The sequence below is a fragment of the Vibrio frigidus genome (assembly GCF_042465995.1).
Classification (GTDB): Bacteria; Pseudomonadota; Gammaproteobacteria; order Enterobacterales; family Vibrionaceae; genus Vibrio.
In genome coordinates, this window is the sequence record NZ_JBCDMC010000019.1 from 13,698 (window position 1) to 27,681 (window position 13,984).

Genomic DNA, 13,984 nt, shown 5'->3' on the forward strand with positions numbered 1-13,984 from the left:
GAAAGTGAGGGTTTAATCCCACCTTATCTGCAGGTGGTTTTTTACTTCTTTTAATGGTTGAGGTTGAATGTGTTATTTGGATGTAGAGTCGATGCCTCATTAAAAATGGGTACGGGGCACGTGTACCGCACGCTTACATTAGCGAACCAACTTAAATTAAAAGGCCACGAAGTGGTCTTTTTCTGTAGAAAAATGCCTGGAAACTTGATTGAGATGCTCAAAACGCAACATCAAGTTGTGACCTTGTCGATTAAAGAAGATGTTGACCTATCGAATGAAAAGCATTGCCTGCACGCCGCTTGGCTAGAAGTGAGTTATAAAGATGAAATCGATCAGATAACAGAGGCGATACAAGCCTACCTATCAACAAGTTCGTCCACCAAATTTGATTGGATTATTGCCGATAATTACGCGATTGAACATCAATGGCATACAGCCGTAAGACCGTATACTCGGCATATTATGCAGATCGATGATCTAGCTGATCGGATGCATGAATGCGATTTACTACTTGATCAGAACTTTTATATTAATGGTTCAACGCGTTATGAAAGGCGAGTCCCCCAAGCATCAATGTTATTAACTGGACCATCCTTTGCTTTACTTCGACCAGAATTCAAATCAGTAAGGGATGAACTTCAAGATTACTCTTCAAGATATGACAGTAGAAATGTGGTTCTTTTTTTTGGTGGCATTGATATCGGGAACGAGACAGAAAAAGCGCTTTCCGGTTTATTAGACGTGCCAGATAATCATGATCATTTTGATGTCATTGTTGGGATGAATAACCCCAATATCGAATCGCTCCAAACATTGATAAACAATAATCTAGAGCGAGTTGATTTGCATATCCAAGTTTCTAATATGATGGACTATTTTTCTAAATCGTATCTTTATGTAGGTGCGGTAGGCGCGACAACATGGGAACGATGCGTATTGGCATTGCCCGGTATCGTTTGTTCCGTCGCAGACAATCAAACACAATTAGCGAAAGATTTGAATGCAGTGAATGGGCATAACTTTTTAGGGTTGAGCGAAACGCTTTCTTCCAAGGATTATAAAAAGGCTTATGAGTCATTTAAATCAAATTATGTTGCTCTATATACGCAGTCTGAAATATGTGCAGAAATGATTGATGGCATTGGCTGTCAAAAAGTGTGTAAAGAATTAGTCGAGATGTCAGAAAATGAAAAACTATAGAATTCGTCCTGCTGTTGAAGCCGATAAATGGATGGTCTTAGAATGGCGCAATCATCAGGATGTAAGATCGGTGATGCTGACAGACCACCTTATTTCTAAAGATGAACATTCTGGGTGGTGGGATAAAACTATGCAGATGAAAGAGCGGGAAATCCTGATCTTTGAGAGCAATGACAAACCGGTAGGTGTGGTGACTATTTATGAGCGAGATATCAAGAGCGCGACGGCATGGTGGGGGTTTTATTTAGACAATGCCAACCTTGACCAGACAGAGCGCACTTCGGTGTGGCTAGAATTAGAGCAGGCCGTGATCGGTTATGCGGATAAAACGCTCAAACTGCATGAATTGTATTGTGAGTCTTTGAAAGATAATCAACTTGCTTGGACACTGCATAGAAAGTGTGGATTTATAGAATGCCAAGCACCAATTTCAGCTACTGAGACGGGTAAGGAAGTGGTGTATATGAAATACGAATACCCACATAATCGAATAGATTCAAGAGCGGCTCTTTATCTGTTTGCCTCGCATAATACGGATTTTTTAGCCGATAAACTTCGTAGAGAATGTGAAATCTACCCTCAATTCCCTTATCAGGTTAAGCAGAGCGAGTTTGGTCGCTATATGCTTGATCTGCTTGACCCAAATAATCGAGAGTTAAACGTAGACGATGCCGCGTATTTGTTCATCGAGCGCGTAGAGGATTTTTACCCCGATATATATACCACGTCGACGTATGACGCCTTGCTCAGCATAGAAGAAAGAGTAACGCAGTATATTGAATTTATTGCGCAATTGGCTTCCAGTAGAAAAAATCCGATCTATGTTGCCGACTTTTCTTTGCAAAAAGGGTACCCGCACACATTATCAGAAAGGCTATCAGGTTCTGAATTGGATAGTTTGATCGCGACTTGGAACCAACGTTTGTATCAGCTGGTGGCCGAAAACGGGATACATATTATTCCTTATAGTGATCAAATCAGAAGACACGGCTCCGCTAGCTCTTTTTCCAATAAATTCTGGTATGTAGCAAGAGCGCCTTTTAGTGCTCAGTATTTGCAGGCCTATTCTAAGGCCATTATTGGCAGTGTGATGGCTTCAAATGTACTAACAGCAAGAGCGTTAGTCCTCGACCTTGATAACACCCTTTGGGGGGGCATCATCGGTGATGATGGAATGGAAGGTATCGCACTTGGTGGTGATTACCCCGGTAATATCTATCGAGATCTTCAATCATTATTCCTCTCCCTTAAAGAGAAAGGCATTTTGCTTACGGTATGCAGTAAGAATACAGAAAGTGTGGCGTTAGAAGCGATTGAAAAGCATACCAATATGCGTTTGCGTAAAGATGACTTTGTGACCTGGAGAATTAACTGGGAAAGCAAAGCTTCGAATATTCAAGCATTAGCACAAGAGCTTAACCTTGGTGAGTCTTCATTATGTTTTATCGATGATAATCCAGTAGAAAGGGCTGAAGTAAGACGCCACCTACCCAATGTTTTTGTCCCTGAGTTACCCGAAGACCCTGCAGAATGGTTTGAGTTTATCTCACAGTTACCGGAATTATGGGTGGCAAGTGTGAATGATTCTGACAAGCGCCGAGCTGAATTATATAAAAAACGAGTCAATATTAAAAAAGCAGAATCGAGCTTTGGAGATAGAGAGAGCTTTTTGAAAAGTTTAGAGATGGAAGCTCGATTTGAATCTTTAAATGCCGACAATTTTGACCGCACGTATCAGCTGTTTAGCAAGACAAATCAGTTTAATACCACCACGACAAGGTACAGTAAAGAGCAGCTCAAAGCGTATTCAGAAAGTCAGGACGCTTTGGTTATTCACATCAAGACCAAGGACAAATACTCGTCTGATTTCGAAGGCGTAGCGGCCTTAGTTGTTCTTAAAACAGAGTCATCGTGGACGATAGATAATTTTGTTATGTCTTGTCGAGTGATGGGGCGAGATATTGAAAAAGCGATACTGTCGAAACTGCTTGAAAAGGCGATGCAATCTGGCGTTCAACAGGTAGAAGGTCGTTTCGTTGCGAGTAAGAAAAATAGGCCAGTAGAATCACTGTATTCGACGAATAATTTTAAGAAAGAGAATGAAAAGTGGCTGTTTAGTCTTACCCAAGACAATATTCAAAGCTATGATCAGATTATTAAATCCGACTGGGTTAATTAAGGAGCAAAAAAGTGAATCCCCTGTTTTCAACTATTGGCGTGTTGCATGTCGATCATTATGCAGTAACAACGTTAAATCTAGAAAAAACCTTGAGAGACTTCTTATCTATTCCCGGAAGTAAGCTTCTACGTGGGCCGGGAGAGAACCCAGCTCAAGGGGTTTATTATGCATTCGTTGAGCTGAACGGGATGGGAACGGTTGAAATATTGTCCCCGTTGAATGATAAATCACCTATCTTAAGCCATATTAAACAGGGTAGCGGGGCGTATCATCTTTGTTATGCGGTGGCGGATATTGAAGTCGCGGTGGCCAAAGCTCAAGAAAGTAACGCTAAGCTCGTTGTTGAACCCAGAGCGGATGGTGCCTTCGATGGCCGAAGAGTCGCTTTTTTAATCCATCCCGATCACGGCTTGTTTGAGGTGCTAGAAGCCTATCCAGCGTCTTTTGAGCGATTGTCACCGGTGATAATCTCCGTTAATTCGAATGAGGCAAAGGCTTCAGGGCAGGTGCTCACGGTTTATAATCAAGTGATGGAAACAAACTATAGCGACATGGGCGAAGTATCAATGAAGGTATGCGCCGAGTGGGACTCATTCAAACATCTATTACTAATAATGGAGATTGAGAAACAGTTCGAGATAAGTATACCCGCGAGTCAGATGTCTGAGCTTGATGATTTGACCAAGATAAATCGCTACATTGATAGTAAATTAAAATAGAGAATAAAATATGCAAATTGCAGGCAGAAAGATTGGTGCAGGACATAAGCCATATATCATCGCAGAAATGTCGGGTAATCATAATGGTGATATTAATAGGGCGATAGAGCTCATCAAAGCTGCAAAAGAAGCGGGTGCAGATGCGGTCAAACTGCAAACGTATACCGCAGACACGATCACCATCGACCACAATGGTGATGAATTTCTGATCAAAGGTGGTTTGTGGGATGGCTCTCGACTATACGACCTGTATCAAGATGCCCATACCCCTTGGGATTGGCATAAGGTATTGTTTGATGAAGCAAAAAAACTAGGTATTACAATATTTAGCTCTCCTTTTGATCATACTGCAGTCGATTTTTTGGAGTCACTAGAGGCCCCTGCTTACAAAATAGCGTCATTTGAGCTTATTGATTTACCGCTAATTCGAAAGGTCGCATCGACGGGCAAACCCATCATTATGTCGACGGGGAATGCGAACCTAGCGGAAATTGAAGAAGCTGTATTAGCCGCGAAAGGTGCCGGTGCAAAAGAGTTAGTATTACTGCATTGTACTAGTGGTTATCCGACACCCGCCGATCAAGCGAACATCTCGACGATGTCTGTAATGAGAGGGGCATTTAACTGCGAGGTTGGTTTATCCGACCATACCATGGGCATTGGTGTTTCCATCGCTGCTGTTGCACTTGGGGCGTGTGTTATTGAAAAGCACTTTACTCTAGCAAGAGCGGATGGTGGCCCCGACTCTGCATTCTCATTGGAAAAAGAAGAGCTAAAGTCTTTAGTGGATAACTGTGCGATGGCATTTGAGTCTTTAGGTCAGCCTAACTTCATTAGTACCGAAGCAGAATCTCAAACGAAACCTCACCGTCGCTCATTGTACATAGTCAAAGACATAGCAAAAGGTGAGATATTTACAGATGAGCATGTCAGGTCGATTCGGCCGGGAAATGGCATACTACCGAAATACCTTGATGATGTTATAGGTAGTACAGCAACGGAAGACCTAACGTTTGGTACGCCGTTAAAATTTGGGCATTTTAAGTAAGTACCCAATTCTTTGTCATTCTCACGGCTTGTTGTCATCCACGCGAAAGTGTAATGCTGTTCGGTTAGTGCTAAATACTTCGTCGTTCCCGTCATTCCCGTGAAAACGGGAATCTGGGTGGTAATAGATCTCCACTTTCGTGGAGATGACGTCGGTTTTCGTGGGGTTCTGGTTTTACGAAGCGAATCAATTGAGGCCTAGGACGTTAACTAGTTAAGCAGCTCTTCAATTCTCTTTTTAAGAAGTTCAGGGTCTTTTTCCCAGTTGAGCATAATCTCTCCAAACCGAGTGGTATCCTCATCCAGTATTAATGACTTTCTGGTGCAGAAATTCTCAAACCCCAGCCCTGCTGTTGAGTTTATTGACATGATATTCGGCGTTGCAGCGCAGTTTAAAACAACAAGCTCTAGCGGCTGTTTGGTTGGTAAATAAACTTCATCTGGATATAAGGCTTGATATGTATCTATCGACTCACTTGGATGGAGTTTGAAAGCAACCTTTAGCCTGTTTTTTCGGCAATAATCAATCATGTATTGATATATTTTAATCTGAAAGTCAGCGTCTTCATACTGTGATTGGTAGGCTTTTGATGTTGGTTGAGTAGCAATAATAACGTCTGTATTCATTTCTTCAGCATGGAATTTAAATACGCGATTAAGGTTTTCGACACCTAATTTATTGGTCAAAAAGTTTATTTTCTTTCCTTTACTTCGAACATCTTCAGGCAAGTTCTCCGGATAGACGACGTGAATTCTTTGACACTTATTATCCTCTCCAAATACCCAGTAATCAGACGGCTTGCCAGTTATAGCGCGAATGTATTTCTTATAGCCTTTAATGGGTATTTTATAATAATTACCAACACCATCTTCAATCATTTCGTATTGTTCAACTAATAACCTAAACAGCCGAGACATTTTATTTCTTTCATTAAATACAAATAAAGTAACGTTGTCTTTTTCTAGGTTGAAAGAGGGATAAAAATCATTCAGAAGTTGAAGTAACTTTGATTGAATGAGAGCGCCTAAAGACAATTTACGTAATGCACAGGCGAGTATGATTTTTCCAATCAAAGATTGTTTAAAGTGTTTATTCAGTTCTTTTCGAGTAAGCGTCACCAACTGGATGTGTTCAGGAAGAGTGGAGACATCAATGGAATCTTGCTCAATATTTTGATAGTCCTTAAAAAAAAGGATTATCGCTGGACTGCTTAACTCGTTTGAAGCTTTAGATACAGAAAATAAAAGGTGTCTAACCGTTGAGCATATATACAAATTCTTATGCATTAGTAGCTTCCAGTCTTTTCTCTCGCGCCATATCAGAGGCCTGTATATAGTAGTGCATGATGAAAATATACAAGAAGAAGGTACCTGGGTGCGATAGAGGTACATAGGTCAATGCTGCTACTGATATGAATATAGGCAATGTAATTAATGGGATTTTCAACCGAGGATCTTTCTCTTTGAGGCCTCGATAGAACGGATATCCAAGAAAAGTTAAGAAAATACCCAAACCGATGAATCCGTATTTGACTGTTCTATCAATGTAAGAGTTGTGGAAATTTTTGTTGTCGAACCAAGATAGAGGGTTGCTAGGTGGAGTATTACGTTGAATAATAGCTATATGCTCTGATTGGCCTAAACCTATTAATGACGGAGAATCGGCGATTATATTTAAACCTGCTCGCCAAAGGTGCAGCCTTATGCTTAATGAACTGTAGGATTTGTCAACATAATAGGTATCTAGCTGAATTTTTGTTTCATTATACTGTTTCTTAATATAGTGGGAAGAGGCAAAAATGGAAAAAGTAAAAATGATTATTGTAATTATTATTTTTTTTGGTGAGATGAATCTATCTTTTTTAATGAAAGCTATAAATAACGCGGCGACAGTAATAGCAAGCCAAGTCCCTCTGGTTTCAGTGAGTAACACACTAGTAAGTAAAATAATTGTCGTTCCGAAGGAAATGAAACTAAAGCGTCTGGAACTGACTAAATTATCAAATATATAATAATTTAATAGTGCCAAAATAGCGATAAAGTTTGCAAACGGTATCGCGCTTAATGGAAATGATCGTCGGTCAAGGCCTTCTAGATATAATATTTCATACATCATACCGGCTAGTGCCAAGGAACTCCCGAATAATATTACAATCAACACATTGCTTCTTAATGATTTTATATTTGGAAAAGATATTAACAAATATAATAAAGTAGAAATCAATACTCTGATTTCTGATGAGCTGTAAGTATGTAAAAAGTAAGAAAATGATGCATAGATTGAGGCGACAAAAATTATCCCGTTTAACTTGGAAAAATTAAAAGTAATTCTATCTTTAAGGAGTAAGTGACCAACAATCTTCGTGATTAAGGAGATAATGATAAAAGTAACAAGAATTTTATCTCCTTTAGGAATAAAGAACAGCCCACTTAATGCCCAGTAGACTGGGATGGAATGTATGAAATCAGTGGTCTTTGTTATATTCATTATTTATAAGGGTTTCTATCTGTATCAGGACGAGATTTCAATAGTCTTAAAATCCACATGTATTGCTCAGGGTTTTGACCTACATATTCTTCAATGCATTGATTCATCATGCGAGCATCTTGATGTTCATTTTCAGTAGGAAAAGGAAGCGCGGGATATATATCTAATTGATATCGACCAGACTCAGAGTGATACATTGCGAATAATGGAACTATTTTGGCGCGACTAAGCTTAGACAAGCGACCTAAGCCTGCAATCGTTGCTTTTTGGGTTGCAAAGAAATCAACAAAAACACTGTTATCTGGGCCTAAATCTTCATCAGGTAAATAATAACCCAAATAGCCTTGTCTTACGGATTTAATAAATGGCTTTATACCGCCGCTTCTATCATAAATACGTCCACCATACTGAACACGCTGCTTATGCATTAACCAATCAGAAACAGGATTTTTTTGTGCTTTTGCCATAGCGGATACAGGTAAGCCTTGTGAAGCAAGCAGAACTGCTGGAATATCAATAGCCCAAGTATGAGGAACTAAAAGGATAACGTTTTCTTTATTTTCAGTAACCGAAGTAAGATTATCTATTCCATTTATGGTGGTATTTGACTCTAACCAATGTTTGTTTTTTGTTGTTAATGAAGTAAAACTCAATATATATGAGATAGAGGTAATGTATGAATTTAGGAGTATCTCTTCTCTTTGATAATTGGATTTTTCAGGGAAACACATACTCAAATTAACACGAGCCCGCTTATTCGCTTTGTTTCTTATTCTTAGAGCAAATTTTGCAAGTTTTTGAGCCAACCAGTGACGTAATGATGTTGGCGTAAAACTAAATATTGACGCCAGTAAAACAGCCAGCCAAGTTCCCCAATATTTAGGGTGTAAAAATGACTTGAGAAACTGTGGATTATAGGCGTTTTTGTCGAAATCATCGCGTTGGTTCATAGGTTTTATGTTACTTACAAAGTTAAGTGTTAACTGGAAAACTCGCTAAGTATATATGGTATTAGCAGTATGTTTCAAAGTTTAAGTTGGTTTGTTGGTGTAGGGAAGGGGTTTGGAATACATCAAATCATTGTATACACTAAGAATATTCTTTAAAATGGAGAGATCAAGTAATTTAATGTGAGCCATTAATGGCGCAAAAATCTCAATTATCTATATATAGACCAAATACTTGTCTAGACATGTTCATATGTGGTAGTTGCTGAGGGTAGATTTAATTAAATAAATATTTTTATGATAGAACTACGATCTAGAAGAATATTAATGATTCCTGTACAATCTGCTACCCCTTTTCGCCTAATTTATCAAAAATAGGTGAAAGTATTTACCGTGTGTGAGGGCAGATCTAAAGGTGGCAATGTTCGACTCCTAAGTAAGTGTCCTAAAACGATAGGTCTTATGATTTTTTAGTTTGGTTCCAACAATAACAACTAGGTAGAAATATGAAAATTCTTGTGACTGGTGGCGCTGGTTTTATCGGTTCGGCTGTAATACGGCATATAATAGAATCCACTAACGATGCAGTGGTAAACGTTGATAAACTTACCTATGCGGGGAACTTAGACTCTCTAACTGCGATTGAATTCGATGAACGTTATGCATTTGAGCAAGTAGACATTTGCAATAGACAAGAGCTAGCTAGAGTATTTGAGTTTCATCAACCTGATGCGGTAATGCATTTAGCCGCTGAGTCACATGTTGACCGTTCGATTGATGGACCAGCAGCATTTATTGAAACGAATATTGTGGGTACTTATACTTTATTAGAAGCTACGCGTACTTATTGGAATGGTTTGAACTTTGACCAACAGTCGAAATTTCGATTTCATCATATCTCTACTGACGAAGTTTATGGAGATTTAGAAGGGACAGAAGATCTATTTACTGAAGAAACGTCTTATGAGCCTTCTAGTCCATACTCTGCATCTAAGGCATCAAGTGATCACCTTGTTAGAGCATGGTTGCGTACTTACGGGCTCCCAACTATTGTTACAAATTGTTCAAATAACTACGGTCCATATCACTTTCCCGAAAAACTAATACCACTTATTATTCTAAACGCAATAGATGGTAAAGCATTGCCTGTGTATGGCAATGGAATGCAGATAAGGGATTGGTTGTTTGTTGAAGACCACGCACGAGCTCTATATAAAGTGGTAACAGAAGGTGAAGTAGGGGAAACCTATAATATTGGTGGTCATAATGAAAAAGCGAATATAGATGTAGTGAAAACTATATGTTCGTTATTGGAGGAATTAATGCCCAATAAACCGGATAGTATTAATAGATATCTAGATCTGATTACATACGTACCTGATCGCCCAGGCCATGATGTTCGATACGCCATTGATGCAACTAAAATTGAGAAAACACTCAATTGGAAGCCAGAAGAAACATTTGAGTCGGGGATTAGAAAAACAGTCGAGTGGTATTTGAATAATAATAATTGGTGGGCTCGTGTATTGGATGGTTCATATAGCCTTGAAAGATTAGGTGTAGGAGAGAAAGAATAATGAAAGGTATTGTATTAGCAGGTGGCTCAGGCACTCGGCTTTATCCTATAACGCGGGGAGTATCGAAGCAATTGCTACCTGTATATGACAAACCAATGATTTTTTATCCATTATCAACACTAATGTTAGCTGGAATAAAAGATATTTTGGTAATAACCACACCTGAAGATTACGATAGTTTTCAGCGCTTACTAGGTGATGGGAGCTCTTTTGGAATTAGACTAACATATGAACAACAAGAAAGTCCCGACGGGTTAGCACAGGCGTTTATTATCGGAGAGACCTTTATAGGCGAGGACTCAGTCTGCTTAGTCCTTGGCGATAATGTTTTTTACGGGCAGTCGTTTAGCCAGACACTCCAACACGCTGTGCAGAAAAAACATGGGGCTACTGTTTTTGGATATCAAGTAAAAGATCCGGAACGTTTTGGTGTTGTAGAATTTGATGACAATATGAAGGCTATTTCAATTGAGGAAAAACCTGAAAAACCAAAATCTAATTATGCAGTAACAGGACTCTACTTTTATGATAATCGAGTTGTAGAATTTGCAAAGAAAGTTAAGCCATCATCTCGAGGTGAACTTGAAATCACTTCGATTAATGACATGTACCTACAAGATAAATCATTAAATGTAGAGTTACTTGGTCGAGGTTTTGCTTGGTTAGATACTGGAACTCATCAAAGCTTGCATGAGGCTTCTTCATTTGTCCAAACCATTGAACATGTTCAGGGACTAAAGGTAGCTTGCCTAGAAGAGATTGCATGGAGGAATGGCTGGTTAAGTAGCGATGATTTACTAGCTTTAGCGAAGCCGATGCTAAAAAATGGTTATGGTCACTATCTGACTAGTTTAGTTGAGAAATAATATGAGTTTAATTAATTTACTTGATTTTGATGTATTGGGTGATGATCGAGGAGCTTTGGTTTCTTTAGAATCTCAAAAAAACATACCGTTTGAAATTAGACGTGTTTACTATATTTTTGATACAAAAGAAGGCGTGGCTAGAGGGTTTCATGCTCATAAAAAACTCCAACAAATAGCAGTCTGTATTAAAGGTCAATGTAAATTCATCATGGATGATGGTATAAATAAAGAAGAGATGGTCCTAAATAGTTCTTCTAAAGGCATTCTCATTGATATTATGCAGTGGCATGAAATGCATGACTTTTCAGAAGATTGTGTTTTGTTAGTACTAGCCAGTGATTATTACGATGAAACTGATTATATCCGAAGTTATAGTAATTTTTTGGAGTATATAAACAATGCGAAATCTTGAATCTAAAACTATAAAATTAAGATTAGTTGAAGTAGAAGATGCGGACTACATTTTATCACTGCGACGAGATAAACGATATAACTCGTTTATTTCCAAAGTAGATGATGATGTGAGTGCACAAAAATCTTGGATAGAAGCGTATAAAATTAATGAAAAAAATCAAGACGAATTTTATTTTATTATTGAAAGAACTGACGGGACTAAATGTGGAACAGTACGCTTGTATGATTTTATTAAAAATTCGTTCTGTTGGGGAAGTTGGATATTAGATGAGAACAAAACACGTTTTTCTGCTATAGAGAGCGCATTTTTAGTTTACAAATTTGGATTCGAAGTTTTAGGGTTTGAACAATCACATTTTGAAGTAGATAAAAAAAATAAGAAAGTAATCTCGTTTCATAACAAAATGGGTGCCAATCTTGTGAAAACTGATTCAATCAATGACTATTTTGTAATTAGACCTCAAGATCTTGAAAAAAATAAATCAAAATTCAAAAAATTTATTGGTTAGAAAGTATGAGTATCTATATATCAGCAATAGCATCATTTATCCCTGAAAACAGAATAGATAATTATTCGAACGCATTAAAGTTTAACAAGAGTGCAGACTTCGTAAATAATCGAATTGGTATTACTCAGCTATCAGTTAAAAATCATGAATGTATGACTTCTGATTTAGCGACAAAAGCAGCTGAGAAATTGATTCATAAAACAAATATTGACATTTTTGATATTGATGCTCTAGTCGTTGTTACACAAAATGGTGATTCTGATGGGATTCCACATACATCTGCTATTGTACAAAATAACCTAGGTCTAAAGACAAACTTATCTGCTTTTGATATTGGATTAGGATGTTCTGGCTACGTATACGGTCTATCTATACTGAAAGCTCATATGATCGACATGGGATTCAAAAATGCAATATTAATAACGGCTGATCCTTATTCTTCGATTCTTGATAAGAATGATAAAAATACGAGCATGATATTTGGAGATGGAGCGTCAGCTACATTATTATCTGAACGAGGAGTTTTTTCGATCGGAAGGCCTCAATTATCGACAGATGGTGCAGGTAAAGATGCTTTGTATCGAAACGAAAAACTGGTAATGGATGGTCGCAAGGTGTTTTCTTTTGTGTCAAAAAAAGTGCCTATCCATATTAGAAAAATAATAGAAGATACGTCGTTAGATCAAATAGATTTATGCCTAATCCATCAAGGTAGTTTAGCTATTGTTGATACGATTAGGAAAAATCTAGATATGAATAATGAAATGCTGCCATTCAAAATTCAAAACTACGGTAATACAGTATCTTCTTCTATACCGATTATGCTTGAAGGTTATTTGGATGAACCAAAAATTAAGAATATTGTCATATCTGGATTTGGTGTAGGACTTTCTTGGGCAACGAACATTTTAAAAAGAGTAGAGAAGAAATGATTCCCTTTCTAGATTTAAAGAAAATAAATAATTCGTATAATGAAGAGCTTAAAGAGGCTTGTGGTAAAGTCATTGATTCTGGTTGGTATATCATGGGGGAAGAACTCAAGTTATTTGAACATGATTTTGCAATGTATTGTAATGTCAAGCATGTTATTGGTGTGGCAAATGGTTTGGACGCGTTAATTTTAGTGCTCCGTGCATGGAAGGAGATGGGTGTATTGAAAGATGGAGATGAAGTGATCGTCCCTGCCAATACATATATAGCATCAATACTGGCGATCACGGAAAATCAACTTATACCGGTTTTAGTTGAACCCGATTCGAGTACATACAATGTAGATATTAACCAAATTAATCTTGCTATTACAGATAAAACAAAAGTAATTTTACCCGTTCATTTATACGGTAAAATGTCACCAATGAAAGATATTATGGAGATTGCACAACGTAATAACTTACTAGTTTTAGAAGATTGCGCGCAAGCCCATGGTGCGGAACTTGAGGGTAAACAGGCTGGGAGCTGGGGAGATGCTGGTGCTTTCAGCTTTTATCCAGGGAAGAATCTAGGTGCTTTAGGTGATGCAGGTGCTATCACAACCAATTGTGATACCTTAGCCAAAACGCTCCTTGCATTGAGGAATTACGGGTCTCATAAAAAATATGAAAACCTTTACAAAGGAATAAACTCTCGTCTTGATGAAATTCAAGCTGCAATGTTGAGAGTAAAACTGAAGTATTTAGATGGAGAAACACAACGACGAAGAGAAATCGCTCGAAGATATAACGATGGCATTCAAAATTTATCGATAACTCAATTGCCTGAATGGGAATTCGATGAAAATCATGTATTTCATTTGTACGTAATACAGGTGAAAAATCGAGATCATTTTGCTACATATATGCAGAAAAATGAAATTCAAATTGTTATTCATTATCCGATCGCTCCACATCATCAAATTGCCTATAGTGAATTTAGAGCGTTAGAACTACCTATAACCGAAAAGATACACCGAAACGTAGTCAGCTTGCCTATAGGACCAACTATGTCAAATGAACAAGTTGATATGGTTATCAATACAATAAATAATTATACGGCGGAATAA

13 protein-coding genes are annotated in these 13,984 nt (G+C 38.0%); 10 read left to right on the top strand and 3 right to left on the bottom strand.

Features of this window, described 5'->3' with window-relative positions; genetic code table 11:
* Positions 1 to 69 precede the first annotated feature (69 nt).
* Genes pseG through pseI form a run of 4 tightly spaced genes read left to right on the top strand, consistent with a single transcriptional unit; the run spans position 70 to position 5,146 of the window.
* Positions 70 to 1,200, top strand: coding sequence for a UDP-2,4-diacetamido-2,4,6-trideoxy-beta-L-altropyranose hydrolase (pseG, locus tag AACW90_RS21475; protein WP_390238738.1), 1,131 nt, complete (start codon positions 70 to 72; stop codon positions 1,198 to 1,200).
* Positions 1,187 to 3,379, top strand: coding sequence for a UDP-4-amino-4,6-dideoxy-N-acetyl-beta-L-altrosamine N-acetyltransferase (pseH, locus tag AACW90_RS21480; protein WP_390238741.1), 2,193 nt, complete (start codon positions 1,187 to 1,189; stop codon positions 3,377 to 3,379). Before pseG ends, pseH begins: the two co-directional genes overlap by 14 nt.
* Before the next feature lie 11 nt (positions 3,380 to 3,390).
* Positions 3,391 to 4,098 carry a VOC family protein gene (locus tag AACW90_RS21485; protein ID WP_390238745.1) on the top strand — a complete coding sequence of 236 codons (708 nt, stop codon included), beginning with the start codon at positions 3,391 to 3,393 and terminating at the stop codon, positions 4,096 to 4,098.
* A 10-nt stretch (positions 4,099 to 4,108) separates the two neighbouring features.
* Entirely contained in the window at positions 4,109 to 5,146 is a 1,038-nt protein-coding gene (gene pseI, locus AACW90_RS21490) for a pseudaminic acid synthase (protein WP_390238748.1), read from the top strand.
* Between the two features lie 209 nt (positions 5,147 to 5,355).
* On the opposite strand, the gene AACW90_RS21495 is transcribed toward pseI, so the two are convergent.
* Genes AACW90_RS21495 through lpxM form a run of 3 tightly spaced genes read right to left on the bottom strand, consistent with a single transcriptional unit; the run spans position 5,356 to position 8,583 of the window.
* On the bottom strand, positions 5,356 to 6,432 hold the full coding sequence (locus AACW90_RS21495) for a glycosyltransferase family 52 (protein WP_390238750.1): 1,077 nt from the start codon (positions 6,430 to 6,432) through the stop codon (positions 5,356 to 5,358).
* Entirely contained in the window at positions 6,425 to 7,633 is a 1,209-nt protein-coding gene (locus tag AACW90_RS21500) for an O-antigen ligase family protein (RefSeq protein WP_390238752.1), read from the bottom strand. The genes AACW90_RS21495 and AACW90_RS21500 overlap by 8 nt, the downstream gene beginning before the upstream one ends.
* Positions 7,633 to 8,583 carry a lauroyl-Kdo(2)-lipid IV(A) myristoyltransferase gene (gene lpxM, locus AACW90_RS21505; RefSeq protein WP_390238755.1) on the bottom strand — a complete coding sequence of 317 codons (951 nt, stop codon included), beginning with the start codon at positions 8,581 to 8,583 and terminating at the stop codon, positions 7,633 to 7,635. Before lpxM ends, AACW90_RS21500 begins: the two co-directional genes overlap by 1 nt.
* A 503-nt stretch (positions 8,584 to 9,086) precedes the next feature.
* Here lpxM and rfbB point away from each other — a divergent pair.
* Genes rfbB through AACW90_RS21535 form a run of 6 tightly spaced genes read left to right on the top strand, consistent with a single transcriptional unit; the run spans position 9,087 to position 13,984 of the window.
* A complete protein-coding gene (rfbB, locus tag AACW90_RS21510) occupies positions 9,087 to 10,157 on the top strand; it encodes a dTDP-glucose 4,6-dehydratase (RefSeq protein ID WP_390238756.1) in 1,071 nt (356 codons plus the stop codon).
* Entirely contained in the window at positions 10,157 to 11,023 is an 867-nt protein-coding gene (gene rfbA / locus AACW90_RS21515) for a glucose-1-phosphate thymidylyltransferase RfbA (protein WP_390238758.1), read from the top strand. The genes rfbB and rfbA overlap by 1 nt, the downstream gene beginning before the upstream one ends.
* A gap of 1 nt (position 11,024) precedes the next feature.
* Positions 11,025 to 11,435 carry a sugar 3,4-ketoisomerase gene (locus AACW90_RS21520; protein WP_390238761.1) on the top strand — a complete coding sequence of 137 codons (411 nt, stop codon included), beginning with the start codon at positions 11,025 to 11,027 and terminating at the stop codon, positions 11,433 to 11,435.
* Positions 11,422 to 11,946, top strand: coding sequence for a GNAT family N-acetyltransferase (locus AACW90_RS21525; RefSeq protein WP_390238763.1), 525 nt, complete (start codon positions 11,422 to 11,424; stop codon positions 11,944 to 11,946). Before AACW90_RS21520 ends, AACW90_RS21525 begins: the two co-directional genes overlap by 14 nt.
* A 5-nt stretch (positions 11,947 to 11,951) precedes the next feature.
* Positions 11,952 to 12,878: a ketoacyl-ACP synthase III gene (locus tag AACW90_RS21530; RefSeq protein ID WP_390238766.1), complete on the top strand. Its 927-nt coding sequence runs from the start codon at positions 11,952 to 11,954 to the stop codon at positions 12,876 to 12,878.
* Positions 12,875 to 13,984 (top strand): DegT/DnrJ/EryC1/StrS family aminotransferase, encoded by a 1,110-nt coding sequence (locus AACW90_RS21535; protein WP_390238820.1) that lies wholly within the window; start codon positions 12,875 to 12,877, stop codon positions 13,982 to 13,984. The genes AACW90_RS21530 and AACW90_RS21535 overlap by 4 nt, the downstream gene beginning before the upstream one ends.

Excerpts from the sequence above, each read along its gene's own strand:
- lpxM (WP_390238755.1), bottom strand. The coding sequence starts at position 8,583 with ATGAACCAACGCGATGATTTCGACAAAAACGCCTATAATCCACAGTTT.
- AACW90_RS21530 (WP_390238766.1), top strand. The coding sequence starts at position 11,952 with ATGAGTATCTATATATCAGCAATAGCATCATTTATCCCTGAAAACAGA.
- rfbB (WP_390238756.1), top strand. The coding sequence starts at position 9,087 with ATGAAAATTCTTGTGACTGGTGGCGCTGGTTTTATCGGTTCGGCTGTA.
- AACW90_RS21500 (WP_390238752.1), bottom strand. The coding sequence starts at position 7,633 with ATGAATATAACAAAGACCACTGATTTCATACATTCCATCCCAGTCTAC.
- pseH (WP_390238741.1), top strand. The coding sequence starts at position 1,187 with ATGAAAAACTATAGAATTCGTCCTGCTGTTGAAGCCGATAAATGGATG.
- AACW90_RS21525 (WP_390238763.1), top strand. The coding sequence starts at position 11,422 with ATGCGAAATCTTGAATCTAAAACTATAAAATTAAGATTAGTTGAAGTA.
- AACW90_RS21495 (WP_390238750.1), bottom strand. The coding sequence starts at position 6,432 with ATGCATAAGAATTTGTATATATGCTCAACGGTTAGACACCTTTTATTT.
- rfbA (WP_390238758.1), top strand. The coding sequence starts at position 10,157 with ATGAAAGGTATTGTATTAGCAGGTGGCTCAGGCACTCGGCTTTATCCT.
- pseI (WP_390238748.1), top strand. The coding sequence starts at position 4,109 with ATGCAAATTGCAGGCAGAAAGATTGGTGCAGGACATAAGCCATATATC.
- AACW90_RS21535 (WP_390238820.1), top strand. The coding sequence starts at position 12,875 with ATGATTCCCTTTCTAGATTTAAAGAAAATAAATAATTCGTATAATGAA.
- AACW90_RS21520 (WP_390238761.1), top strand. The coding sequence starts at position 11,025 with ATGAGTTTAATTAATTTACTTGATTTTGATGTATTGGGTGATGATCGA.